The organism is Veillonella parvula (assembly GCF_048309325.1).
Classification (GTDB): Bacteria; Bacillota; Negativicutes; order Veillonellales; family Veillonellaceae; genus Veillonella; species Veillonella parvula_T.
This window is the reverse complement of the sequence record NZ_DBFBTX010000005.1, coordinates 349,600-370,977: the sequence shown is the minus strand read 5'-3', so window position 1 is coordinate 370,977 and position 21,378 is coordinate 349,600. Positions and strand designations below refer to the sequence as shown.

At 37.8% G+C, this 21,378-nt stretch carries 33 protein-coding genes and 1 pseudogene; 4 read left to right on the top strand and 30 right to left on the bottom strand.

Features of this window, described 5'->3' with window-relative positions; genetic code table 11:
- Nucleotides 1-38 precede the first annotated feature (38 nt).
- The 22 genes from ACMKPP_RS06520 to ACMKPP_RS06415 all read right to left on the bottom strand — a co-directional run bounded on the left by ACMKPP_RS06520 (nt 39) and on the right by ACMKPP_RS06415 (nt 10,240).
- The gene (locus ACMKPP_RS06520) at nt 39-557 is read right to left on the bottom strand and encodes a hypothetical protein (RefSeq protein WP_418369497.1); all 519 of its coding nucleotides are present in this window, start codon (nt 555-557) and stop codon (nt 39-41) included.
- Nucleotides 558-567: 10 nt separating this feature from the next.
- Nucleotides 568-930, bottom strand: a complete 363-nt coding sequence (locus ACMKPP_RS06515; RefSeq protein ID WP_418369496.1) for a hypothetical protein — start codon at nt 928-930, stop codon at nt 568-570.
- A 19-nt stretch (nt 931-949) separates the two neighbouring features.
- Nucleotides 950-1,240, bottom strand: coding sequence for a crAss001_48 related protein (locus ACMKPP_RS06510; protein ID WP_418369495.1), 291 nt, complete (start codon nt 1,238-1,240; stop codon nt 950-952).
- A gap of 15 nt (nt 1,241-1,255) precedes the next feature.
- The gene (gene dut, locus ACMKPP_RS06505) at nt 1,256-1,735 is read right to left on the bottom strand and encodes a dUTP diphosphatase (RefSeq protein WP_418369494.1); all 480 of its coding nucleotides are present in this window, start codon (nt 1,733-1,735) and stop codon (nt 1,256-1,258) included.
- Nucleotides 1,736-1,743: 8 nt separating this feature from the next.
- On the bottom strand, nt 1,744-2,145 hold the full coding sequence (locus ACMKPP_RS06500; RefSeq protein WP_418369493.1) for a RusA family crossover junction endodeoxyribonuclease: 402 nt from the start codon (nt 2,143-2,145) through the stop codon (nt 1,744-1,746).
- A complete protein-coding gene (locus ACMKPP_RS06495; protein WP_418369492.1) occupies nt 2,132-2,572 on the bottom strand; it encodes a hypothetical protein in 441 nt (146 codons plus the stop codon). Before ACMKPP_RS06495 ends, ACMKPP_RS06500 begins: the two co-directional genes overlap by 14 nt.
- Nucleotide 2,573: 1 nt before the next feature.
- Nucleotides 2,574-2,849 carry a hypothetical protein gene (locus ACMKPP_RS06490; RefSeq protein ID WP_418369491.1) on the bottom strand — a complete coding sequence of 92 codons (276 nt, stop codon included), beginning with the start codon at nt 2,847-2,849 and terminating at the stop codon, nt 2,574-2,576.
- The gene (locus ACMKPP_RS06485) at nt 2,842-4,014 is read right to left on the bottom strand and encodes a DNA cytosine methyltransferase (RefSeq protein WP_418369490.1); all 1,173 of its coding nucleotides are present in this window, start codon (nt 4,012-4,014) and stop codon (nt 2,842-2,844) included. The genes ACMKPP_RS06490 and ACMKPP_RS06485 overlap by 8 nt, the downstream gene beginning before the upstream one ends.
- Nucleotides 4,015-4,250: 236 nt before the next feature.
- Nucleotides 4,251-4,502: a hypothetical protein gene (locus ACMKPP_RS06480; RefSeq protein WP_418369489.1), complete on the bottom strand. Its 252-nt coding sequence runs from the start codon at nt 4,500-4,502 to the stop codon at nt 4,251-4,253.
- 37 nt (nt 4,503-4,539) lie between these two features.
- On the bottom strand, nt 4,540-4,662 hold the full coding sequence (locus ACMKPP_RS06475) for a hypothetical protein (RefSeq protein ID WP_418369488.1): 123 nt from the start codon (nt 4,660-4,662) through the stop codon (nt 4,540-4,542).
- A gap of 96 nt (nt 4,663-4,758) precedes the next feature.
- Complete coding sequence (locus ACMKPP_RS06470) at nt 4,759-5,151, bottom strand: single-stranded DNA-binding protein (RefSeq protein WP_418369487.1); 393 nt, start codon at nt 5,149-5,151, stop codon at nt 4,759-4,761.
- A gap of 32 nt (nt 5,152-5,183) precedes the next feature.
- Nucleotides 5,184-5,846, bottom strand: a complete 663-nt coding sequence (locus ACMKPP_RS06465) for a bactofilin family protein (protein ID WP_418369486.1) — start codon at nt 5,844-5,846, stop codon at nt 5,184-5,186.
- Entirely contained in the window at nt 5,843-6,499 is a 657-nt protein-coding gene (locus ACMKPP_RS06460; RefSeq protein WP_418369485.1) for a hypothetical protein, read from the bottom strand. Before ACMKPP_RS06460 ends, ACMKPP_RS06465 begins: the two co-directional genes overlap by 4 nt.
- Nucleotides 6,444-7,271, bottom strand: coding sequence for a conserved phage C-terminal domain-containing protein (locus tag ACMKPP_RS06455; RefSeq protein WP_418369484.1), 828 nt, complete (start codon nt 7,269-7,271; stop codon nt 6,444-6,446). Before ACMKPP_RS06455 ends, ACMKPP_RS06460 begins: the two co-directional genes overlap by 56 nt.
- On the bottom strand, nt 7,253-7,525 hold the full coding sequence (locus ACMKPP_RS06450) for an HNH endonuclease (RefSeq protein WP_353799198.1): 273 nt from the start codon (nt 7,523-7,525) through the stop codon (nt 7,253-7,255). The genes ACMKPP_RS06455 and ACMKPP_RS06450 overlap by 19 nt, the downstream gene beginning before the upstream one ends.
- Nucleotides 7,500-8,054, bottom strand: a complete 555-nt coding sequence (locus tag ACMKPP_RS06445; RefSeq protein WP_418369483.1) for a hypothetical protein — start codon at nt 8,052-8,054, stop codon at nt 7,500-7,502. Before ACMKPP_RS06445 ends, ACMKPP_RS06450 begins: the two co-directional genes overlap by 26 nt.
- Nucleotides 8,054-8,749: an ERF family protein gene (locus ACMKPP_RS06440; RefSeq protein ID WP_418369482.1), complete on the bottom strand. Its 696-nt coding sequence runs from the start codon at nt 8,747-8,749 to the stop codon at nt 8,054-8,056. Before ACMKPP_RS06440 ends, ACMKPP_RS06445 begins: the two co-directional genes overlap by 1 nt.
- An 8-nt stretch (nt 8,750-8,757) precedes the next feature.
- Entirely contained in the window at nt 8,758-9,246 is a 489-nt protein-coding gene (locus tag ACMKPP_RS06435; protein WP_418369481.1) for a siphovirus Gp157 family protein, read from the bottom strand.
- Between the two features lie 2 nt (nt 9,247-9,248).
- Nucleotides 9,249-9,521, bottom strand: coding sequence for a hypothetical protein (locus ACMKPP_RS06430; protein WP_418369480.1), 273 nt, complete (start codon nt 9,519-9,521; stop codon nt 9,249-9,251).
- 96 nt (nt 9,522-9,617) lie between these two features.
- The gene (locus tag ACMKPP_RS06425; protein ID WP_418369479.1) at nt 9,618-9,782 is read right to left on the bottom strand and encodes a hypothetical protein; all 165 of its coding nucleotides are present in this window, start codon (nt 9,780-9,782) and stop codon (nt 9,618-9,620) included.
- A complete protein-coding gene (locus tag ACMKPP_RS06420; RefSeq protein WP_418369478.1) occupies nt 9,779-10,075 on the bottom strand; it encodes a helix-turn-helix domain-containing protein in 297 nt (98 codons plus the stop codon). The genes ACMKPP_RS06425 and ACMKPP_RS06420 overlap by 4 nt, the downstream gene beginning before the upstream one ends.
- Nucleotides 10,076-10,240 (bottom strand): helix-turn-helix domain-containing protein, encoded by a 165-nt coding sequence (locus ACMKPP_RS06415; RefSeq protein ID WP_412215092.1) that lies wholly within the window; start codon nt 10,238-10,240, stop codon nt 10,076-10,078.
- A 206-nt stretch (nt 10,241-10,446) separates the two neighbouring features.
- Here ACMKPP_RS06415 and ACMKPP_RS06410 point away from each other — a divergent pair, with 206 nt between their 5' ends.
- Genes ACMKPP_RS06410 through ACMKPP_RS06395 form a run of 4 tightly spaced genes read left to right on the top strand, consistent with a single transcriptional unit; the run spans nt 10,447 to nt 12,691 of the window.
- Nucleotides 10,447-10,815 carry a helix-turn-helix domain-containing protein gene (locus ACMKPP_RS06410; protein WP_418369477.1) on the top strand — a complete coding sequence of 123 codons (369 nt, stop codon included), beginning with the start codon at nt 10,447-10,449 and terminating at the stop codon, nt 10,813-10,815.
- A gap of 19 nt (nt 10,816-10,834) precedes the next feature.
- Nucleotides 10,835-11,287: an ImmA/IrrE family metallo-endopeptidase gene (locus ACMKPP_RS06405; protein ID WP_278469694.1), complete on the top strand. Its 453-nt coding sequence runs from the start codon at nt 10,835-10,837 to the stop codon at nt 11,285-11,287.
- Nucleotides 11,288-11,309: 22 nt separating this feature from the next.
- Nucleotides 11,310-11,642: a DUF805 domain-containing protein gene (locus ACMKPP_RS06400; RefSeq protein ID WP_418369476.1), complete on the top strand. Its 333-nt coding sequence runs from the start codon at nt 11,310-11,312 to the stop codon at nt 11,640-11,642.
- Nucleotides 11,621-12,691, top strand: a complete 1,071-nt coding sequence (locus tag ACMKPP_RS06395; RefSeq protein ID WP_418369475.1) for a tyrosine-type recombinase/integrase — start codon at nt 11,621-11,623, stop codon at nt 12,689-12,691. The genes ACMKPP_RS06400 and ACMKPP_RS06395 overlap by 22 nt, the downstream gene beginning before the upstream one ends.
- Nucleotides 12,692-12,764: 73 nt before the next feature.
- Here the strand turns inward: ACMKPP_RS06395 and ACMKPP_RS06390 are convergent.
- The 8 genes and pseudogenes from ACMKPP_RS06390 to ACMKPP_RS06355 all read right to left on the bottom strand — a co-directional run.
- A pseudogene (locus ACMKPP_RS06390) lies at nt 12,765-13,058 on the bottom strand (prepilin-type N-terminal cleavage/methylation domain-containing protein); the annotation flags it as partial.
- A 36-nt stretch (nt 13,059-13,094) separates the two neighbouring features.
- A complete protein-coding gene (locus tag ACMKPP_RS06385; protein WP_105086767.1) occupies nt 13,095-14,270 on the bottom strand; it encodes a type II secretion system F family protein in 1,176 nt (391 codons plus the stop codon).
- An 8-nt stretch (nt 14,271-14,278) separates the two neighbouring features.
- Nucleotides 14,279-15,298 carry a type IV pilus twitching motility protein PilT gene (locus ACMKPP_RS06380; RefSeq protein WP_060918900.1) on the bottom strand — a complete coding sequence of 340 codons (1,020 nt, stop codon included), beginning with the start codon at nt 15,296-15,298 and terminating at the stop codon, nt 14,279-14,281.
- A complete protein-coding gene (locus ACMKPP_RS06375; RefSeq protein WP_174892267.1) occupies nt 15,282-16,292 on the bottom strand; it encodes a GspE/PulE family protein in 1,011 nt (336 codons plus the stop codon). The genes ACMKPP_RS06380 and ACMKPP_RS06375 overlap by 17 nt, the downstream gene beginning before the upstream one ends.
- Before the next feature lie 188 nt (nt 16,293-16,480).
- Nucleotides 16,481-17,764: a phosphopyruvate hydratase gene (gene eno / locus ACMKPP_RS06370; RefSeq protein ID WP_120055285.1), complete on the bottom strand. Its 1,284-nt coding sequence runs from the start codon at nt 17,762-17,764 to the stop codon at nt 16,481-16,483.
- Nucleotides 17,765-17,881: 117 nt separating this feature from the next.
- Nucleotides 17,882-19,408, bottom strand: coding sequence for a 2,3-bisphosphoglycerate-independent phosphoglycerate mutase (gene gpmI, locus ACMKPP_RS06365; RefSeq protein WP_418369474.1), 1,527 nt, complete (start codon nt 19,406-19,408; stop codon nt 17,882-17,884).
- 13 nt (nt 19,409-19,421) lie between these two features.
- Nucleotides 19,422-20,192 (bottom strand): triose-phosphate isomerase, encoded by a 771-nt coding sequence (gene tpiA, locus ACMKPP_RS06360; RefSeq protein WP_060919726.1) that lies wholly within the window; start codon nt 20,190-20,192, stop codon nt 19,422-19,424.
- Nucleotide 20,193: 1 nt separating this feature from the next.
- Nucleotides 20,194-21,372 (bottom strand): phosphoglycerate kinase, encoded by a 1,179-nt coding sequence (locus ACMKPP_RS06355; protein WP_418369473.1) that lies wholly within the window; start codon nt 21,370-21,372, stop codon nt 20,194-20,196.
- Nucleotides 21,373-21,378 lie beyond the last annotated feature (6 nt).

The window sequence follows — 21,378 nt, the reverse complement described above, 5'->3', positions numbered from 1 at the left end:
TCGTTCAAAGCTACATATGACACTATAATTATACTATATTATGCTTTTCCGCATGTTTCCGATATAGTCCGATATATTCCGACTTTTACCGTTTTTGCGGTATGCATGCTTGGGTAATATGTATGGTGCAAATAATACCCTACCTTAATGAGTCCAGCCGTCTTTAGTTCGCTTGCTTGCGACTTTTCTAAATTTGTAAAGTATCTAGCATGCTTAGCACTTTTGCCGTCAACATATTCACGCATCAATAGTATATTTTCTTTTCCTTTTGTGCATGTGTTAATAATATCTGCTGCGGTCTCCCGCTCATCAATCAATGCCCCTATTTCCTTTTGTGCTGCATCGCGCTTACTTTCAAGGCGTACTATTTGACGGTCTAACCCGCCCGGTGTTCCGCCACCGCTTAAACGTTCCTTACTATAATCAATTGCCCCGATTGTTGTTATATCGGATTGCAAATGCTTTAGATCTTCTTTCAATGATTTAATTTTCATTGTAATTAATTTAATCGGTTCAAGATATTCCTTCGCTAATTCTCTGTACTCTTTATCCGTCATAAATTCCCCTTTATCGCATGTTCTTAACTGTTTCCCCTAACATGTTTAAATAATCCTGTAAATTGGTTTTGATAGCATCATTCACGATTTGGATATTGTCAGTTGTTACATAGCTAGCAATTAGCATTTTATACATAGCATCTTTGGTAGGTACTAACACCGCTATTAATCCGCTACCAATAAAAACCACAAATAATAATATTACCTTTGATTTATTAGCTTGTATTTTTTCCCTAGCTTCATCTTCAACAAAATATAAAAACACCAGAAAACATACAAGCATTGCCAATACAAAAAATACAATTTGATTTAAAGCATTTATATTATGTAGTACCTCAATCAAGTACAAATACATCGGATCAATAATAGGCATTATACATTTCCCCTTTCGCCTACAATGTTACTTTTTCAATTTCTGCCCTAATTTCAAGAATATTTAGATATTCCCCCATAGTGGCTTTTTGCTTACGCAATAATTCAATAGGACAAGTAGGCTTAAATTCCAACGTTCCCGCATCGTATTTAACCAACATTTTATGAAGTTTATTATATCGTTCTTTTAATTCACTATATTCAATTCTAAAGCGTGTTTGCCATTCTGGCTCTTTGATTTCAGTTTGCTTCATATTTGCTAAATTTTGCTCCAGATTTTCAATAGATGTTTCTTCCCAAATTCTAATCATTTTTACCTCTTCTTATTACTTACCAGTACTACCGATACCACCGGCACCACGCGCCGTTTCGGTTAATTCATCGACTTCTAACAACTTTAATGCACCAGCTGGTACAAGTATACCTTGCAATAATCTATCACCTTTTTGAATTAGATATGTACTATCTCCGGTATTCTTGAATATACCTTTGATTTCCCCTCGGTAATCTGCATCAATCACGCCAAATGAGTTTGGAATAACTAACGGCGTTTTGCTCATACTCGATCTTGGTGCAAGCATCAGCATATACCCCTTTGGGATTTCCATTGCTAAACCTAGCGTTACATATTGCGTTTGATGCGGTTTAATAGCTACACTTTCCGGTTGGTAAAAGTCCATTCCCGCAGCATCTTCGCTACCAATTTTAGGCATCAATACGCCCGGCATGCATCGTTTCACTTTGATCGCATCCGCACTATAGCGTTTACATCCTAACATGCGTTTAATTTTATTAAGCAGTTTCATTTGTACCCTCATTTCAATAACGCTTCTAACACTTTATTTTTCCTATCCATAATTCGGATTTCTACACGTGGGTTTTCTTTATCTATACCCGCTATGCAACTATCGCCATATGAACATATCCATTTATCATCATCAATGACTTTGGCTTTTGTTAATATATCGCTAGTCGCTTGTAAAAGACCGATTAAGTCCGGCCAACTTCTTTTGTTAGGAAGATAGTATTTACATTCAACAACGATGATGCCAGATATATGCAGTTTCTTTCCGGCTAATTGCCATAAGCAAGCATCTTCGTAATTTTCGTATGCTTCCGACGGAATTATAATGCGTTTTCCATTCTTAAATACGATACGTCCGCTATTCTTTTTAGTTGCTGGCCGTCCTTTTAATGTAATATCAATCACACTCATAAGGAACCGCCGTTAATCTTTCCGCTAAATCAACTTTATCGCAATCAATTTCTTCAATTCCAAATTCGCCACAATTACTGCTCCAGCTAGTCAATCCGGCACTATAATAACGAACCTTACCGGGTCTATATCCAGCAAAATACCGTTTTAATTTCATTACCTTGGTTTTTACAACTATTCGCGTATCAATTGGAACCTTTTCCCAATCCACAACACCCAATAGATCCGCAATAGAATATTTACGGATATTAGGATTTAACCCTAGCACCTTGCATGGAATTCTTGGGGTATGATCGCGTATTTTGAAATTACCGCCGTTTTCGATAAACGTAGGATTTACAAAGAATGCATACACGCCTTCAATTTTGATATCCCTATACCCTTCGTTATACATTTGCTCTAATAACCATTTTTGCTCATTCGTCATTTTATAATTCCCCTTCTAACATCAATTGTTTCGCCGTTGTTTTAATCAGATATACGTTCTTTTCTAAACTGTTACCATATCCGTACAAACTTTCTAGTGTTACGCTAACCCTACAAGAACGCTTGTTTTTATCTTTTCGCCTGTACATTAAGTTGTAATGGCCTTCGGCGCCTATGCAGCTTTCTACTAATTCCGGCTTTATAATTTCGTCGCCAATAACAACCGTTAAGGCGCTTTCTAATAAATCTTGTTCGTATTCTTTGGCAATCCTATCCAATATAACACTTTTCATCATCGCCACCATATGCATTTAACTTCATAATATGCTTTCCTATTTCTTCAACTACATTCACAGTAACGGCATTACCAGCTTGTTTATAAAGTTGGCTGTTGCTATTTACCGCCGCTGCTTTTTCGTACTGCTCATCTGTAAAGCCTTGTAAGCGCCAGCACTCTTTAGGCGTTAGTTTTCTAATACAAATAGGTTCATCATCAACCAGTACGCCCAGATTATCACTAGTTGTTAATGTATTGGATCGTTGATGTTGCACTCTTCCTCGGCGTGTTTCACTATCTGGATATGCAAGATCTATGCCGTCGCCAATTTCTGCCATTGTGTATCCTGTTTTAGTTGCATTTTTGATTGCTACTTTCGGAACATGTTTATAGTCCGTAGCCATCAACGTACCAGCTAAACCAGTAGACCATACGGTATTATCCGTTTCATAACGTGAACCATTTCCGATACTTTGAACTTTATTGGTATCGATTTCATATAAACCAGTTTTAGCACCCATTCCACCACCTTGTGCGGATAATGTGCAGCTTACGCCGTCAGGGTTATAAACTCGTTCTCCTTGTGAACCACCTATAATCTGCTTAAGAGTTGTTGTGTTTTCTCTTTTGATAGGTAATAGATTTCCGAAACTTCCGTTTCCATAACGTCCAACAATATACACACGTTCTCGGTTTTGAGGGACTCCGTAGTCTTTGGAATTGTACACTTTCCATTCAATACAGTACCCTCTTTCTGCCATTTCACTAACAACGGTGAGGAACCCGCCCCCCCCGTCGATTGATAACAAATTCTTAACGTTTTCACACATAATCCATTGGGGTTTATTTTCTTTGCACTCATCTAACAACCTCATGATTTCATAAAACAGACCACTTCTAGTACCTTCTTTAATTCCCTTTTGCTTACCAGCTATGCTTATGTCTTGGCAAGGAAAGCCAAACGTCCACAGGTCAGCCTTTGGCAAGTCCTTCCCTTTAACTTTCGTAACATCGTTACCAAACCATAAATTATCTGTATCATACATTGCGCGGTACGATGCTTGCGCAAATTTATCAAATTCGCACCAACCCACACACTCCATTCCAGCCCTTTCTAAACCGGAATGGAAACCACCAATACCGCTAAAAAAATCTATGAATTTCATGTATTCCCCTTTATCAAAACATATCACCACTTAATATAGTATTTATACTTGTTAGATCACTCACGCTTATCGCACCAATTTCGCACAACCGCTTCAAGCAATGCCGTCCATGTTTTCTTTTAACAGGTTTAGGACGAGGCCCGGGTGATGCTTGCCATGTTAGATAAACAAAATCGCAATATTCTTCCCAGTCATACCACGGATACATAAGACAATAGGCTTTTATGTATTGTTGCTTACGCTTCCTTTGTACTAACTCCATCTTCTACGACCTCCTCACATTCAATTAAGCACGTAATAGGCGATACCGAAACATTCACATTTGAAAATACATCTTTAAAAGTAATTACCTTTGTATATCCATAATTAATATTGCTTATTACTTCATCGTATACTTCCATGTCAGAACGGTTTCTGTATTTATCTTTAAATGACTCTGTTTGATACCTTCTAGTCGCACCGTTCATAAATACTGTTATTCTTAACATATTTACTCCTCATTTTTTAAATACACGCCAAGAGTTTTTATAATGCACCAACCTTAATCATTTCCATTAATGCAGCAGTTATCAACGCTGAAAGTATGGATAATGCAAACAATGCTAATACTGTATTTCCAGCGATATTAAATAAACCTAGTAACCACAATACCGCCGCAACAATAAACGCAAATCTCAACACTTTTGTTAATAGTGCAAGCACCAAACAAATCAATCTAACAACTATTTTTATTCTTACCACCTCTTAAAACGGAACGTTTTTATCGTTCCCTTTATCATCTGCAAAATTATCGAAATTACTGCCAGCTTCCGCATCATTTAAAGCGGATAATCCTACAAAACCGGCGATTACTTTCGTAACATATTTCTTTTGTCCGTTGCTATCTTCGTAAGAGCGTGTTTGGATTCGCCCTTCTACAAATAAGCGGTTTCCCTTTCGGTAGTTCCCTACTGCTTCGCCTAACTTGCCCCAAGCCACACAGTTCACGAAAGCAGTCTGTTCTTTCGTTTCATTTGTTGTGGAGTCAATATAGGTATTAGTTGCTGCTACCGTAAAAGTGGCCACCGCACGTCCGGATTGCGTATATCGCACTTCCGGATCACGTGCTAAATTACCTAGAATTTGTACTGTGTTCATTGTTCTATCTCCTTAAATCCACCTTAAATTGCCTACTTGTCGTCTAACTGCAATTCAACCATATCTGCCATAGCCAAATATACTTTTTCGTGCTTATTTCCTTTATGTGTCTCTTTTACTTTTGCTCGAAATTCAATAATCGTTCCGAAGAAACACCCACATATTACCTTGATTGTTTTATCTCGGCATTTAAAGAATGTTGTGAACCGATTATAACGACCAGCTCCACCAACAACCATGTAATCATCATCTTTTTTCACCTCAGCATCGCCGGACACCTCAGCATCGCCGGACACCCTAGCATTGCCGGACACCCTAGCATTGCCGGACACCCTAGCATCGCCGGACACCCTAGCATTGCCGGACACCCTAGCATCGCCGGACACCCTAGCATTGCCGGACACCAAAGCATCGCCGTACACCCTAGCATCGCCGGACACCTCAGCATCGCCGGACACCCAAGCATCGCCGGACACCCTAGCATCGCCGTACACCCTAGCATCGCCGGACACCCAAGCATCGCCGGACACCCAAGCATCGCCGGACTGGCTTAAATTTTCTTCGCATTCAATCCAACCACCAATTTCACCGGCAACTACACAACCGAAACTTATAATTGCCCTTATCTGTTTAAATTCAATACCAAATATCGTTTTAATTTTTCCAGTAAATTCGTATTTCTTTTGTTCACTCATTTCAATACCCCCAGAATTAACGCTTTTCCTTCATCTGAAATATCCGCCTTTTCTACCAATCCTTTAAGGTCTACCGGCTCGAACTTTTCAACTTCCACCAAATGCCCATTATCAAGCATCTTAATTTCTGTTTGAGGTGGCATATTGAGTTCTGCCCTTTTCCGTGCTTCCGATAACAAGCCATTACTTTTGATGCTTTCCGCAATTTCCATACGTTTTTCTTCACGCTTTACCAGTTGCTCATAAGCCTTACAGAATTGGCTCATTGCCGCGCTTTCGTTATAGCTTTGGCAATTTCTCGGATCAAAGAAACGCCATATTGTTTTAGCAGCAAGCCTTGTAATGCCTTCAAGTTCATTAAGACCTTTTTCATACCCAAAACTACTAGCAACCTTCCTGACTTCTTCCCATGCATCTTGCGCTATTAACCGCTCTTCTTTACCGTTTACATATCCGGAAATTTCAGCCGCTTTCTTGCGGATAGTGGCAACGGCTGGAACGAATTCACATGTGTTAATGCATTGTTTAATTGCTTCCGCCAAAGTTACCGGGTTAATATCTTCTAGCATATAGGCGTACATTTTAACCTTTGTATTGTCAATATTCGGATATATCAATAGTTGGCCCGTAGCTTTCAATATTTCCGGTTTCATCTGTTCCTCTTTCTACTGCATCAATCAATGCGTTTAATTCTGCAACCTTTCGTTCCGTATCTGTCATAGCTGCCATTTCGTTACCATTCAAATACGTATCAAAGTGGCTAGGTGCAAATAATGTTTTCGGTGTTAAATACTTTTCTAATTTTGTACCTTTCCACTCACGGCATTTTTTATCAATGACGGTTTTAAAATCTTCAACCGTATAACCTTCTTTCAAGCGTGATCTAATTGCTTGTACATATGGTTTAGTTGTAGGCTTGAACTTTGAACCTGTTTTTAGATTAAGATATTCGATAATTTCAAAGTGAGATTTATCCACATCGTCATGTGAAACATGACATAGTATATCTATCCTATCCTTACCTATCCTATCCTTACCTATGGATACAGGTTGGATACATTTTGTATCCATGTTGGATACATCTGCTTTTAACGTATATGATTTATCCTTTTGAATGTTGAGTAAATTACGTTCCGGCAATGCACTTGGTTTATACCTATCGTTCTGAATGTAGTTATGTATCTTCCAATCTTTGATAACTACAACACCACTTTCAAACGGTATAACAAATTGCTTTGCAGTAAGTACTTTCATATCATCTTCTTTAGCACCAATCATTCGCATAATTGACTTCGGAGCATTAATGAAACCGTCATCGTCTGCATCAAGCAGCATATGAAAGTATAGATTTTGTGTTGTTGCTGGCATATCTAGGAATGTATCGGACTTGATAATAGATTTTGACATCATTCTTCGTTCTGCCATTGTATTTTTGAATTCCTTTCTTTTAAAATTTCTCTAATCTGTTTCGCATCTGATCCATGCGCTTTTATATGACAATCTCTACACAAACAAGCAAGATTGCTAAGATTAGATAACCCCATTTGCGACCTAAACACTATGTGATGCACTTCGGTTGCTTGCGCTCCACATAGCACACACAACCCCTCATCACGTTCATACGCCCATTTTCTAGTACGGGCGTATAGTGCGTTATCCTGTCTTTTCCTTTTGTTCATATTCGCCCCATTCATTTATTAATGAGTTGATATAGTCATTATTTTCAATCGGTATGTTTAACTGGTTGCATTCATCAACGAGTGCATCAATTAAACGGCGCATTTCGTCAACTGTGTAAACGCTGCTTCCGTGGTATGCACGAATGATTGAATATCCTTCCGTTTTGGCTGGGCCGGCATCTTCTGCATGCCAGCCTAACCCATGACCTTGCCAAATTTCAATAAAACGCTCAATAGCATCGTTTTTAATTGGTAAATAGGTAAATGTACCACATTCAATCAAAATTCGCTTGTACACGTCATTTTTTGAAATATATGCGTGTTTTGAAAGTTCCCGCGCTATCTTATCGCACAATACCCATGCATAGGCGTTGGCATTCAGCGAACGGCGTTTTATTTTCTTTTTGATTTCGACTATATATTCAACTTCCGGATCTAATTTATTTAATGTTTCATCTTTAGGCGCTGGAATTAAAATGTTATAGCCAATAGATTTTATAACATTAATTCCTTTTGTTACCCATTTCATTAAATGCGATCTCCAGCATCTTCATGTTCAAGTTCTTGGTCTGCATTATCGTATAATGTAAAGCCTTTTTTCTCTTTATCTTGTCCGTAGTTTTTTATCCACTTTAACGCCGCCACCATTTCAAATTCATCTAGCATGCCAACACGTGGCTTTTTGAATTCGGCTACTACATACTTTGTAATTTCTACCGGTGGTACATTTTTTTCTTTTTGTATTTTTAGAAATTCATTATAACCGGCAACGTGTTTTTCTTTTGGTTTTGTTGTTTGTGTTGGCGTTGATGCTTGTTTTTTGTTTTGTGAATTATCCATAAAGTCAGCATCTTTTGTATCATCAATACAGAACAGGCCATTTAACGCATATTTTCGCGCATAAGAAGAAGCAGAACCAGTAATTTGGCTTTCATCCATGCCTTTTTTATCAAAACTTTCACGGGCAAATGCAGTTGTTGTGATTTCATCTTTACCGTCTGTAATTTTTGCAATACTTTTGATGTAATAACGTTCGCCAATCATTACGATTTCATCACTTAACAACGGTACAACATCATGTTTCGCACATAACGGCTTAACCGCTTCAAGAATATCTTCACAATTTCTATAGTTATAACCACCGAATTTATTAAACTGGCTTTTAGGTGCCTTTAGTTCCGCTTGTATTTCGATTAATTTTTGTTGTAATGTTTTTACTGCCATGCGATCACCTACTTAATATAGAAATTTTGATTTACTTTAATTTCTGCACCTTCTACCGTTTCTCCGGCTTTAATAGCTTTCTTAATAGCCGTTTTATCGGCCTTAATTTCAACCTTTGTGTAATCCGCTGGGATTACATCAAGATTTGTAATTTCAACGCTTTCAGATTTTCTGTAACCAGCTTTAAAAGTACCAACTTCTAATTTTTCAATGCCTTTTTGCTTCATTGAATATTCGATATTATTTTTTAGGGTTTCAATGGTGCTTTCTTTTGATTTTTTTACCTTATTCAATCTATCAATTTCGGCCTTAATACCTTGAATATCAGCTTCAACATTAACCATGTATTTAGCCGTGTTTTCTATTTTTTCTTCAATGCTGCAATCAAGCATTTCCAATGTATCTTGAATTGCTTGAATTTCTTCTTCCGTTTCTGCCGCTTCAAGCATTGCGGATAATTCTGCATAATCTTTGTTAAGTTCGTAGATACTAGCCATTTTTATTTATCACCTTTCAATAACTCAATAATTATTTCTGGTTCTTCGTTTGTTACATTTGTTTTCATTAGCGTTTCATAATCGCCCATTTTTACATAAGTCATTTTGTCGTTGGCGATTGCGTACACAGTATAAGTAAATAAAACTTCCCTATCTTTCTTTTTTAGCGAAACCCTAAAATTTAGAGAAATATTTTCTTTCGCTAGTTTTTCGGATAGTTCTATATACATAGCAAAAACTTCGGCGATTTGTTCTTTATTTAATTCCCAATCCATATTTTCACCTTGCCACCATAACGCACATATGATAATATGCGGTTAAGATGCTTTAATAACTCACTTTTCGCATCTGCCCTTTGGTAACTGCAATTACTAAAGGGCCTTTTTTATTTCGTCAATGTAGATGCCGCCATATAATAGTGCTACGCCTAATAACCCTTGTAATACCGCTTCGTATAACGTGATATTATCAAGCTCTAAGCTGCCCGGCGTGCCTATCAACAAGATCGCACCTATAACTTTAAAAACCGTTGTCATTCTAATTCTCCTGTAATCACTAGCATTTGGCTGGTGATTTTTCTTATTTCGTTTTTTAAATGTTTGTTTTCTTTTCTTAGATTTTCCACCTCGCTTTGTAGTTTCCTATAACCGATTGCGTTATATTCATCTTCAACACCCGCCAATGCTTCAACCTCTTTTTTGCTAAATTTCACACCGCTTATGTTCGGTAGTTGTGTTAGCTTTCCATCATTTCTTAGGTTGTATACAGATGTTGTTGAAATTTGTAACAGTTCGGCTACTTGTTCAACCGTGTACACTAAACTTTCCATTTATCCCTCTTTTCTAACCAAATCATCTACGGTACATCCGAGGTAATTTGCTATTTTTAATAAATTACCTACGCTAGGGATTGATTTTTGATGTTTCCAATTACTTAATGCGGATTGTGATACGCCTGTATCTTTGGACACTTGATAATTAGAAACATGTTTCATATCCCTGTATTTTTGATAATTACTATACAATTCTTTACTTCACCTCCTTTTTGGTGATATACTTTATGTATATAAAGTAATGCAATTATCTATACTTCGTTGTCATGAAGTATCCTCAATCAGAATATACTACACGATGGCGAAGTAATCAAGTAAACATTCTTTAAAATTCATAAATTTTTCATTAACAATTCAAAGGTGAGAAAATGTTTGAGAGAATTGAGCAATTAATGAGGGAGAATAATGTTAGTGCCTATAAGCTATCTAAAGAAACAGGTATTGCGCAATCAACATTAAGCAGTTGGAAAAATCAAAACAAAATTCCTCGTGTTGATTTATTGCAAAAAATAGCTGATTACTTTGGCGTTGAAATTGGATATTTAACAGGGAAGTTAGACAAAACAAAAGAGACACCTAAAATCCAAAGGAAAATAGATGTCTCGACTGTCAACCTAAAAAATGTGAAAGTGATGTTCTATGGGGATTATGAACTTACTGAGCAAGAGAAGAAAATGGTTGAGAATGTGATTAAAGGGGTTATTTCATCACGTAAAGATGAAAGGGATAAAAAATAAATATATATAGGGGTGTAGTATGAAACGAATGTATCCTATTGTGTTAGATATTATTAAAGAAAATCGGTCTAATGATCCAGATGTTATTGCTAAGAATTTAAGAATTAGTGTTCACTATAGATCACTACCAAAGCATTTAAAAGGGTTATTAATAAAGACACCGTTTTCAAAAGATATTGTTATCAACTCGAAAATAGATATAAACCATAAAAAAGTGGCGTTAGCACATGAATTAGGTCATGTCATATTGCATAAAGGCGGATACAACCTATTTGATATTGATTTATTGACCGATAGAGATAAAAAAGAAAAGGAATATCAAGCAAACAAATTCGCCTTTTTATTAGTAGCGCATACCTGTTTAAGAAACTCACCAAAAATGATTGATAGCATCCGTAATGAAAAGGAATTAACTTTTAACGATACGATAGAGTTACTTAAAATATTTGAGCGTACAGGTTGTTATATTTAATAGTCAAAGGAGATGATTATTAATGGCTTTCTTTAATTCTATGAACCGCTTAAAGTTTTCTATTTTATTTATAACTTATTTAGTTATTCAATATGTTCTTGGGTATATAGTTGTTCCGGCATTAGTCGATTACTACCACAATACAACAATCAATGTGGTTACTATATTGATTGGCTTTTCCCTTTATGTATTAATTGTTTTTTGCGCATATAAGAGGTTAATAGATTGTGGAAAATCTAAATGGAATTTGATTTTTATATTAATTCCTAAGGTTCAATTTTTATGGTTTATTTATTTATGTTTTCCTAAATCTATTGTTAAGGCGGAGACATTATGCAATACAACGTCAGCGTGAGAAAGAAAGATAAAGGCTATCAAGTCATTGTGTCCTATAAAGACGGCTTTAAATGGAGACAAAAATCAAAGCAAGGATTCCGAACGCAACGTGAAGCTAAGGAATACGGCCACGTTATCGTTAAGGAGTTAGACAAAACTGCACTACTTACTAAAGATACAGAATTAAAAGAATTAACATTCAAGGAATTTGCGAATATGTTCCTTGAAATTAAAAAAGGCCACGTTACGCACAATACATTAAATATGTACCGCCATGCCGTGGATGCCTATAAATCAATTCACAATATGAAGTTATCCGATGTTAAACCAATACACATACAAAATGTGGTAAATAATATGGTTTCGTCACCTACTACCATTACATCGTATTATAAAGTGGTTAGTCGGATATTTTATATAGCTATCAACCCATATAGAATAATTTCAGATAACCCATGTACTGGTGTTAGACTGCCGCGCGTGGAACGCAAAAATGCGATCCATACTATTTCTGATGAGGATTTAAATAAATTTGTAAAATATATGAGGGAAAAATACCCTCAAGTCTATTATTTTTTACAAATTGCTAGATATACCGGTATGCGATTAAGTGAAGTATATGGCCTAACATGGAATGATATAGACCTAAAAAATCGCAAAATTTCCGTCAATAAGCAGCTTCAATATGTCAAGGGTGTAATTACCTTTGAGAAAACTAAAACCGCCAATTCGGTACGAATTTTGCCAATTCCACCTATATTGGTAAATATACTCATGGAATACAAATCACATGAGTTAGAGTTTGAACATGACCTCGTATTAAACCCATATAAAAAGAATGGGGTAAAATGTCAAATCAATACATACATAAAACAATTCGGAGATAATCTATCGGCGCACAGTCTAAGGCATACCTACGCCACAAAGCTATTGGCTAACGGTCTTGATGTAAAAACAGTATCATCATTACTTGGCGATACGCCGGCAATGGTGATGAAAACATACTTACACTATAGCGATGAGATGAAAGCAGCGGCATCAAATGCAGTTGCTAATATTTTTGGTTAAAAAATTTGACGATTTTTGACGAATTGGATATTCAACAACTAAAAGATGCAGTAAATAAGCACTTATTTAAGAATACATTTTTAACAATCATATACAATTGAGTAGCATTTTTTATAATTTGAATATCTGCTGTTTCTTTAGCGTTTCTAGCTTTATCCGCAGCAGATAAGAATTGTGGCATCGCAATAGCCGCTAATATAGCGATAACTGCTACTACAACCATTAATTCAACGAGAGTAAATCCGCCTTTTCTCGATTTTTTAAAGCCTTCTCGAACACGAGAAATATGTAATCGATCTACGACCCATTGACCGCACATTTCTAATCGATGATTCACTCCATGAATCATATGCATAACAGACTTCATAATATTCTCCTTTTAATAGTTAAGTAATAACATTGTCTATTGCCCTCCTAAGTTGGCAATGGACGTGAATAAGGGATACATAACAGATACAACTAATACGGCTACACCGATTCCCATTAGGGTTAGTAAAATCGGTTCCAACAATCGTTCTAAACGGGCAATATATTTTGAAAGTATAGATTCATAGTAGCAGCCACAGTGGTTTAACATCTTTACTAATTCACCACTCTCTTCTCCAATGGAGACCATTTGCCATATAAAAGCATTTCCTATCTGACCAGTACGCAAACTTTCTTCCAGTGAGTGTCCTGATAATAACTTTGCTTCCACCTGTTTACTACATTCAACACCATATATATTCCCCCACAAAGGGCGAGTAATATTCATGGTTTGAATGATAGAAATACCAGAATCTAGTAAGAGAGCCCAAACTTTTAACATACTTGTATAATACACACAAGTACTCCATTGGTATCGGTGAGCCAACAGCCAAAGCCAACGATGTACTTTACACTTTATACTATGCTGTTTATAAGCAAATGCTAAGGAACCTATTACAACACAATGTATAGCTATTACCATTAGAGGATGCGATTTTAACCCTTGTCCTAATGCAAAAAGAGCTCGCGTCATCAAAGGTAATGTAATATGCATAGTGGTAAATACCTTTTCAAACGAAGGAATAATAAACAAAATGGTGACTAGAAAAAATATATTCATCATCAGAAGAAGAAATAAAGGGTAAGAAATAGCACTCATAACCTTTTGTTTCAGCTGTCTCTCCCAATCGTAGTGACGGGATATATATTGTAAACTCTCACCCAAGGTGCCCGCTGCTTCACCACTTTCTAGTAAAGCCAAAGCAATAGGAGGACATCCTTCACGCCGTAGGGCTTGTGATAAAGTCTGACCACGCTCTATAGATTCATATAAAGCTGTATAGAGTAGTCCTCGTTTTCCCTGGCAGAGTAGCTGTAAGGCACGCCGTAATGGAACACCAGATTCAATGAGTAGACCTAATTGATAAGTCACATCTACCACCATAGTATGATTCCATTTATGTTTCTTTTTTTCATTCTGCAACGATATCCTATAAATTTTATAGCCATCTCGTTTTAACCGTATTGCAATTTCTTGCTCTGAATCCCCCCACATCAAACCTTTTTCTGTTTCATTTTGATTATTTTTTACGACATATTCATAAGCCTCCATATATTCACCTACGATAATTGTTGATCAAGCAAGGTATGCAATTGTTGTTGGGCTCCATATTGTGCCTTTACATCTCGCACAGCCATTTCTAATGTTTTCATCGGTAGTTGCGTTTCTTGAATAGATATGATTTGTGGTTCCTTACGGGTCCGTATCAAATTTGCTACTGCATGGGTATTTAGCAAAATATCACGAATAGTAATGAACTTTTTATTCCATCGAAGTAAACGCTGACATATAACGGCCCGTAACACTTGAGATATTTGATTGCGTATCTCTTCTTGTTGCTCCCCAGGAAATAGAGAAATCATGCGGTGAACCGCCATCACTGCACGCTGTGTATGCATAGTCGCCATTACAAGGTGACCAGTCTCTGCCGCATGAAGTGCCGCTTCAAGGGTTTCACGATCTCGAAGTTCGCCTACCATAATGACATCCGGATCCTCTCGTAAAGCATCTCGAATACCATCTGACATAGTATTAATATCAGCACCTAATTGTCGTTGATGTATTAAAGACTTTTTAGGTACAAACTCAAATTCGATAGGGTCTTCTAAGGTAATAATGTGGCGCTCCATAGTCTGATTTATATAATCAATACAACAAGCTAAGGTAAAACTTTTACCACTGCCTGTAGGACCACAAACAAGCAATAGACCATCATGTGCTTCACATAGCTTTTGTAATAACTGACCTTCACTATTATCATCTAACTTAAGTTGCTGATGACAAAGTAATCGCAATGTACCACATATGGTCTGATTAGCTCGATATAGATGAACACGAATACGCACACCACAACAGGAACAAGCCTCATCAAGAGACTGCCATTCATAGGATGCTATACCGCAACGGCGCAATATATCCTCGATTAATTCTGTAGTACACATAAATGAAGTAGCCTTTAATCCATCACCATGTCGCAAATAGATAGGCTGACCACATTGTAGATGAATATCTGTTGATGATAGTTGTATTGCATTTTCTACAATAGTTTCTAAACTTTCACTCTTACAGCATGAGTCCACAACGATGCACCTCCTCTATAGATGTAACATGCTGAGATACGGCCTTACGAGCAGACTCTTCTAATGACAATAATAAATGTGTTTCTAATTCGTCCCAATGAGCTGAATTAGCTGGTATTTCTAAGTATTCAAATAGAGCAGTCCGTCCCTGATATGATGTACCATCGAATTTTCGTACTAGCCGTTGTGCAATAGCCCCCATTAAAGTAGCCCGTATTAAGTACGGCTCTACGCCCATATCCATGAGTCGCGTTACAACGCCTATAGCTGTATTGGTATGTATAGTAGATAATACGCGATGCCCCGTTAAAGCAGACTTAACGGCTAACTCTGCGGTCTCCTTATCCCTAATTTCACCAATCATAATCGTATCTGGATCTTGCCGTAATACAGAGCGAAGACCTTTGGCAAAGGTAAATCCAATCTTTTCATTAATACCAATTTGTATAGCCCCTTTGATTTCGGCTTCTACAGGATCTTCAAGACAGATAAGCTTAGTTTCGTCTAAATTTAACATGCGAAGCATGGCATATAAAGTAGCTGTCTTACCACTGCCTGTAGGTCCACAGATAAGTAATAATCCATAAGGACGTTTTAATAATTGTTCAATGTGCTCAAAGATATCCGGCTGCATGCCTAATTCTTTTAAGTCTTTATGACTCCCTTCATTTCCCATAAGGCGACATACTAAGGTTTCTCCGTATAGGCTAGGCAATGTAGATACACGCATCGTTACAGACTTATTTTTATGACTCCAAGACCAACGCCCATCTTGTGGTAAACGCTTCTCGCTAATATCTAGAGAGCTACAAACCTTAATACGGTTGATAATGAGTTCAGCTTCTTCAAATGATACAGTCATGTAATGTTGCAGCAGTCCATCTTTTCGCAACCGAACATGAGCACCACTTTTAACGGGATCAAAGTGGATATCGCTCACATGGTGTTCTAAGGCATACAAGATAATATCGTCTAATGTTACGTCTACATACATGGTCACCTCCAATACCTTGCGGTATGTTTTTACCTCACACTAGCGTATGGCGTTATAGGTTTCGACATCAGCCTCTAAATCCCTCTTTTATTTTTAAAAATCCACGAAGCGAAAACTTTTCTATTTTTAGACATACAAAAAAGGCGCCCCAAAGGGCGCCCTTATTGGACTATTAGATATAACGTATCTTATTTTAAGTTATAAAAAACGTCATTACCTTTATATTGAGCTGTTTCGTATAACATTTCTTCAATGCGAAGTAATTGATTATATTTTGCTACACGTTCAGAACGAGCCGGTGCGCCAGTCTTGATTTGACCAGCATTTACAGCTACAGCAATATCAGCAATGAATGTATCTGCAGTTTCACCAGAGCGGTGAGATACTACGCAAGTGTAACCAGCACGTTTAGCAAGTTCCATAGCATCAAAAGCTTCAGTGAGAGTACCGATTTGATTAACTTTTACAAGAATAGAATTACCTACACCAAGCTCAATACCACGAGCCAAACGTTTTGTGTTAGTCACAAATAAATCATCACCAACAAGTTGTACGCGGTCACCAAGGCGGTCTGTCAACAATTTCCAGCCTTCCCAATCTTCTTCAGCAAGACCATCTTCGATGGATACAATTGGGTATTTACCTACTAGGTATTCGTAAAAGTCTACCATTTCAGCAGCTGTTTTAACTTTGCCTTCGCCAGCTAGATTGTATTTACCATCTTCGTAGAATTCAGAAGATGCAGAATCAAGTGCCAATTTGAAATCTTTTCCTGGTTCATAACCAGCAGCTTTAATAGCTTCACAAATTACTTCTAATGCTTCTTCATTAGATGACAAGTTAGGTGCGAAACCACCTTCATCACCTACTGCAGTACTAAGACCTTTATTGTGAAGTACGGATTTCAAAGTATGGTATACTTCTGCACAGCTACGAAGAGCTTCTGCAAAAGATTTAGCGCCTACAGGCATGATCATGAATTCTTGAATATCTACGTTGTTATCTGCATGTGCGCCACCATTCAAGATATTCATCATAGGAACTGGCAACTCTTTAGCATTGAAGCCACCAAGATATACAAATAATGGCAAGTCCAAAGATTCAGCCGCCGCACGAGCTACTGCCATGGATACACCAAGAATTGCATTTGCACCAAGGTTAGATTTATTGTCTGTACCGTCAAGTTGCAACATCAAGTTATCGATTGCCACTTGTTCTGTAGCGTCATAACCGATAAGTGCAGGACCAATTTTAGCATTTACATTATCGATAGCTTTTAAAACACCTTTACCGGAGTAACGGGATTTATCTCCATCCCGTAATTCTACGGCTTCAAACATACCTGTGGAAGCACCAGATGGAACAGCTGCTGTCGCAATAGTACCATCTTCTAAACATACTTCAACTTCAACTGTTGGATTACCGCGGGAATCTAAAATCTCTCTTGCAATGACTTGTTCAATTACTGCCATTTCTTCACCTCATAAAATCTAATGGAATAACTGCCATCTGACAGCCATTATATATATTGAGCTTAACCTTATAGGCTTATAACTCTAATTAACTACTAATATAGTGAAAGCTCCATATTATGCTTTATGTACCAAGCTGTGACCTGTCATGGCTGTTGGTTGTTGTATCCCAGCTAAATCTAATAATGTAGGAGCAATGTCACATAATTTACCAGCTTCTAATGTAGCTGTTTTTAAACTGTCGCTCATTAAAATTAAAGGAACCAAGTTCGTTGTATGTGCCGTATGTACCTTACCTGTTTCATGATTAACCATAAGCTCTGCATTACCATGATCTGCTGTAACTAACAGATGACCTTTCTTGTTACGAATAGCCCCTACAATACGCCCCAAACAAATATCCACAGCTTGAACCGCTTTAACGGCGGCTTCAAAGCTACCCGTATGACCGACCATATCTGGATTAGCAAAGTTCAAAATAATCATATCATACGTTTCATCTTGAATTGCTTGTACAACCTTATCGGTCACTTCATAAGCGCTCATTTCTGGCTGTAAATCATAGGTGGCCACTTGAGGGGATTTTACGAGAATGCGGTCCTCACCTTCAAAGGGTTCCTCTTCACCGCCATTGAAGAAATATGTAACATGAGCATACTTTTCTGTTTCCGCAATACGCAATTGGCGATAACCACCTGCACTTAGAACTTCACCTAATGTTTCAGATAATGTATCCTTTTCATACACAATATGTACGGGCAAACCATCCTCGTATTTTGTCATAGTTGCCATATATATAGATAGTGGCTTCCGTTTAAAGCCATCAAAATCAGGTAATACTAGTGCTTTTGTAAGTTCACGACCACGATCTGGGCGGAAGTTACAGAATATAACCGCATCTCCATCTTTGATAGTCCCTGCAGCATCAATCACCGTAGGAAGTACAAACTCATCTGCTGCATCTTTATCATAGGACTGTTGCACCGCTTCACAAGCAGACCCAGCTGTTTCACCTTGACCATTTACAATGGCATTGTATGCCAATTCAACGCGGTCCCAACGATTATCGCGGTCCATCGCATAATAGCGACCACTAACTGTAGCAATTTTGCCACAGTTGACCTCTGCCATATACGCTTCTAAGTCCTTTAAATAGCCTTGTGCACATTGTGGAGCTACATCACGACCATCGAGCAAAGCATGGACATACACATGCTCGATTCCATTATCATGAGCTCCTTTAATGACTGCCTTAATGTGATCTAAGGAGCAATGAACATTTCCATCAGACACTAGGCCGATAAGATGTAAGCTTTGCTTTTTAGCCACTTCATATAGCTCACGCATAACTGGGCGACTATAAAACTCACCAGACTCAACATCTTTTGTAATACGTGTCAAATCTTGATACACGATGCGACCAGAGCCAAGATTTAAATGGCCTACTTCAGAGTTCCCCATTTGACCTTCTGGAAGGCCTACCGCAAGCCCTGATGCTTCTAATGTTGTATGTGGATACATATCCCATAATCGATTAAAACAGAGCGGCTTCGCCTGTACTACAGCATTGGTTGTGTCTGATTTATCCCCCAAGCCAAAGCCATCTAGGATGACTAGCATTACGGGAGCCTCTAATTTAGCCATTTGTAACCTCATATTAAGCGCTTACTTGGTTTGCAGCTTTAATAATATCAATAAATTCATCGACCACAAGTGATGCACCACCTACGAGAGCACCGTCAATATTAGGCTCTCCAAGGATTTCTAGTGCATTTTCTGATTTAACGCTACCACCATACTGGATGCGTACTGCATCGGCAGTTTCATTATCATATAAAGATTGAATGTAATTGCGGATTTCTTTGCATACCTCTTCAGCTTGATCAGCCGTTGCTGTCTTGCCCGTACCGATAGCCCAAATTGGTTCGTACGCAATGATCAATTGACTGACTTGTTCTTTCGGAATATCAGCCAAAGCCCCTTTTAGTTGAGACGTAATCCAGTCAAGTGTATGACCCGTTTCACGATGTTCTAAACTTTCACCAACACAGACAATAGGATTCAAATTATGATGAAATGCACTTTTAATTTTTGCATTAACGGTCTCATCTGTTTCGCCATAATATTCACGGCGCTCAGAGTGACCGATGATTACATAATTAACGCCTACTTCTGTAAGCATAAGTGGTGAAATCTCACCAGTAAACGCACCAGCATCATGATAATCCATAGTTTGTGCACCTACTTCAATAGCTGTATTTTTCGTCAATACTACAGCACGTTCGATAGCTGTAAAAGGCGGACATACAACTACATCACAGGACAATTCCATATCTTGTAACACGCTGTTAAACGCTTCGATCAGAATTGATCCAGATGCAATGGTGCCATTCATTTTCCAATTCCCTGCAATAATGGGTTTTCTCATATTATGCCTCGGACAATGCAGCAATACCCGGTAGGATTTTGCCTTCTAAGAATTCTAAAGATGCACCGCCACCTGTGGAGATGTGGCTAATTTTATCTGCTAAACCACTTTTTTCAATGGCTGCTACAGAGTCGCCACCACCAACGATAGTCATCGCATCAGATTCAGCTACAGCTTTCGCTACTGCATTTGTACCAGCTGCAAAGTTTTCCATTTCAAATACGCCCATAGGACCATTCCAAATAATAGTCTTCATTGGCGCCAATGCTTCTACATAAAGTTCGCGGGTTTTAGGCCCAATATCTAATATCATCCAGCCATCTTCAATTTGATCAACATCAACGATTTTAGTATTAGCATCGTTGCTGAAAGCATCAGCTACTACAGCATCGATTGGAGTCAATAATTTAGCCCCTGCTACACGTGCTTCCATAACAAGATCTGTAGCGATAGCTTCTTGACCTTCTTCAAATAAGGAGCTACCAATGTTACAGCCTTGCGCTTTAATGAAAGTGTTAGCCATACCACCGCCGATAATCATTACATCAACTTTAGGTAATAAATTAGAAATTACAGAAATTTTATCTGTTACCTTAGCACCACCGATGATTGCTGCCATAGGTGTTTTGGGATGTACTATAGCTGCACTTAATGCGTCAATTTCTTTTTTGAGCAAGAAACCTGCTGCCATAGGGATATAATCAGCAATACCGACTACAGATGCCGCATTACGGTGAGATACACCAAACGCATCATTGATAGCAACATCTGCAAGAGATGCCAATTGCTTAGCAAACTCAGGGTCATTTTTAGTTTCTTCATTGTGGTAACGCAAATTTTCAAGCATCAATACATCACCAGATTGTAATGCTTTTACAGCTTCTTCAACTTTAGGACCAATACAGTCATCTACGAATGCTACAGGCTTGTTGATAAGGTCAGATAAGTGCTTAGCACATGGTGCCAAAGACATTTCTGGTTTGCGTTCTCCTTTAGGACGACCAAAGTGAGAAGCAAGGATAACCTTTGCCCCTTTTTCGATTAAGTAATTGATAGTAGGTAATGCACTACGAATACGAGTGTCATCAGTGATGACACCGTCTTTCATAGGAACATTAAAATCAACACGAACAAATACTGTTTTATTAGCTACTTGTAAACCTTCAATTGTTTGTTTCATCAAAGC

Coding starts and splice junctions, on each gene's coding strand:
- ACMKPP_RS06520 (WP_418369497.1), bottom strand. CDS start 557: ATGACGGATAAAGAGTACAGAGAATTAGCGAAGGAATATCTTGAACCG.
- ACMKPP_RS06440 (WP_418369482.1), bottom strand. CDS start 8,749: ATGGCAGTAAAAACATTACAACAAAAATTAATCGAAATACAAGCGGAA.
- ACMKPP_RS06420 (WP_418369478.1), bottom strand. CDS start 10,075: ATGGAAAGTTTAGTGTACACGGTTGAACAAGTAGCCGAACTGTTACAA.
- ACMKPP_RS06495 (WP_418369492.1), bottom strand. CDS start 2,572: ATGACGAATGAGCAAAAATGGTTATTAGAGCAAATGTATAACGAAGGG.
- ACMKPP_RS06395 (WP_418369475.1), top strand. CDS start 11,621: ATGCAATACAACGTCAGCGTGAGAAAGAAAGATAAAGGCTATCAAGTC.
- ACMKPP_RS06430 (WP_418369480.1), bottom strand. CDS start 9,521: ATGGATTGGGAATTAAATAAAGAACAAATCGCCGAAGTTTTTGCTATG.
- ACMKPP_RS06400 (WP_418369476.1), top strand. CDS start 11,310: ATGGCTTTCTTTAATTCTATGAACCGCTTAAAGTTTTCTATTTTATTT.
- ACMKPP_RS06455 (WP_418369484.1), bottom strand. CDS start 7,271: ATGGCAGAACGAAGAATGATGTCAAAATCTATTATCAAGTCCGATACA.
- eno (WP_120055285.1), bottom strand. CDS start 17,764: ATGGCAGTAATTGAACAAGTCATTGCAAGAGAGATTTTAGATTCCCGC.
- ACMKPP_RS06515 (WP_418369496.1), bottom strand. CDS start 930: ATGCCTATTATTGATCCGATGTATTTGTACTTGATTGAGGTACTACAT.
- ACMKPP_RS06385 (WP_105086767.1), bottom strand. CDS start 14,270: ATGGAGGCTTATGAATATGTCGTAAAAAATAATCAAAATGAAACAGAA.
- ACMKPP_RS06425 (WP_418369479.1), bottom strand. CDS start 9,782: ATGACAACGGTTTTTAAAGTTATAGGTGCGATCTTGTTGATAGGCACG.
- ACMKPP_RS06375 (WP_174892267.1), bottom strand. CDS start 16,292: ATGTATGTAGACGTAACATTAGACGATATTATCTTGTATGCCTTAGAA.
- ACMKPP_RS06500 (WP_418369493.1), bottom strand. CDS start 2,145: ATGAGTGTGATTGATATTACATTAAAAGGACGGCCAGCAACTAAAAAG.
- ACMKPP_RS06460 (WP_418369485.1), bottom strand. CDS start 6,499: ATGAAACCGGAAATATTGAAAGCTACGGGCCAACTATTGATATATCCG.
- ACMKPP_RS06450 (WP_353799198.1), bottom strand. CDS start 7,525: ATGAACAAAAGGAAAAGACAGGATAACGCACTATACGCCCGTACTAGA.
- ACMKPP_RS06470 (WP_418369487.1), bottom strand. CDS start 5,151: ATGAACACAGTACAAATTCTAGGTAATTTAGCACGTGATCCGGAAGTG.
- ACMKPP_RS06435 (WP_418369481.1), bottom strand. CDS start 9,246: ATGGCTAGTATCTACGAACTTAACAAAGATTATGCAGAATTATCCGCA.
- ACMKPP_RS06355 (WP_418369473.1), bottom strand. CDS start 21,372: ATGAAACAAACAATTGAAGGTTTACAAGTAGCTAATAAAACAGTATTT.
- ACMKPP_RS06465 (WP_418369486.1), bottom strand. CDS start 5,846: ATGAGTGAACAAAAGAAATACGAATTTACTGGAAAAATTAAAACGATA.
- ACMKPP_RS06415 (WP_412215092.1), bottom strand. CDS start 10,240: ATGAAACATGTTTCTAATTATCAAGTGTCCAAAGATACAGGCGTATCA.
- tpiA (WP_060919726.1), bottom strand. CDS start 20,192: ATGAGAAAACCCATTATTGCAGGGAATTGGAAAATGAATGGCACCATT.
- ACMKPP_RS06510 (WP_418369495.1), bottom strand. CDS start 1,240: ATGATTAGAATTTGGGAAGAAACATCTATTGAAAATCTGGAGCAAAAT.
- ACMKPP_RS06485 (WP_418369490.1), bottom strand. CDS start 4,014: ATGAAATTCATAGATTTTTTTAGCGGTATTGGTGGTTTCCATTCCGGT.
- ACMKPP_RS06445 (WP_418369483.1), bottom strand. CDS start 8,054: ATGAAATGGGTAACAAAAGGAATTAATGTTATAAAATCTATTGGCTAT.
- ACMKPP_RS06405 (WP_278469694.1), top strand. CDS start 10,835: ATGAAACGAATGTATCCTATTGTGTTAGATATTATTAAAGAAAATCGG.
- ACMKPP_RS06410 (WP_418369477.1), top strand. CDS start 10,447: ATGTTTGAGAGAATTGAGCAATTAATGAGGGAGAATAATGTTAGTGCC.
- dut (WP_418369494.1), bottom strand. CDS start 1,735: ATGAAACTGCTTAATAAAATTAAACGCATGTTAGGATGTAAACGCTAT.
- gpmI (WP_418369474.1), bottom strand. CDS start 19,408: ATGGCTAAATTAGAGGCTCCCGTAATGCTAGTCATCCTAGATGGCTTT.
- ACMKPP_RS06480 (WP_418369489.1), bottom strand. CDS start 4,502: ATGTTAAGAATAACAGTATTTATGAACGGTGCGACTAGAAGGTATCAA.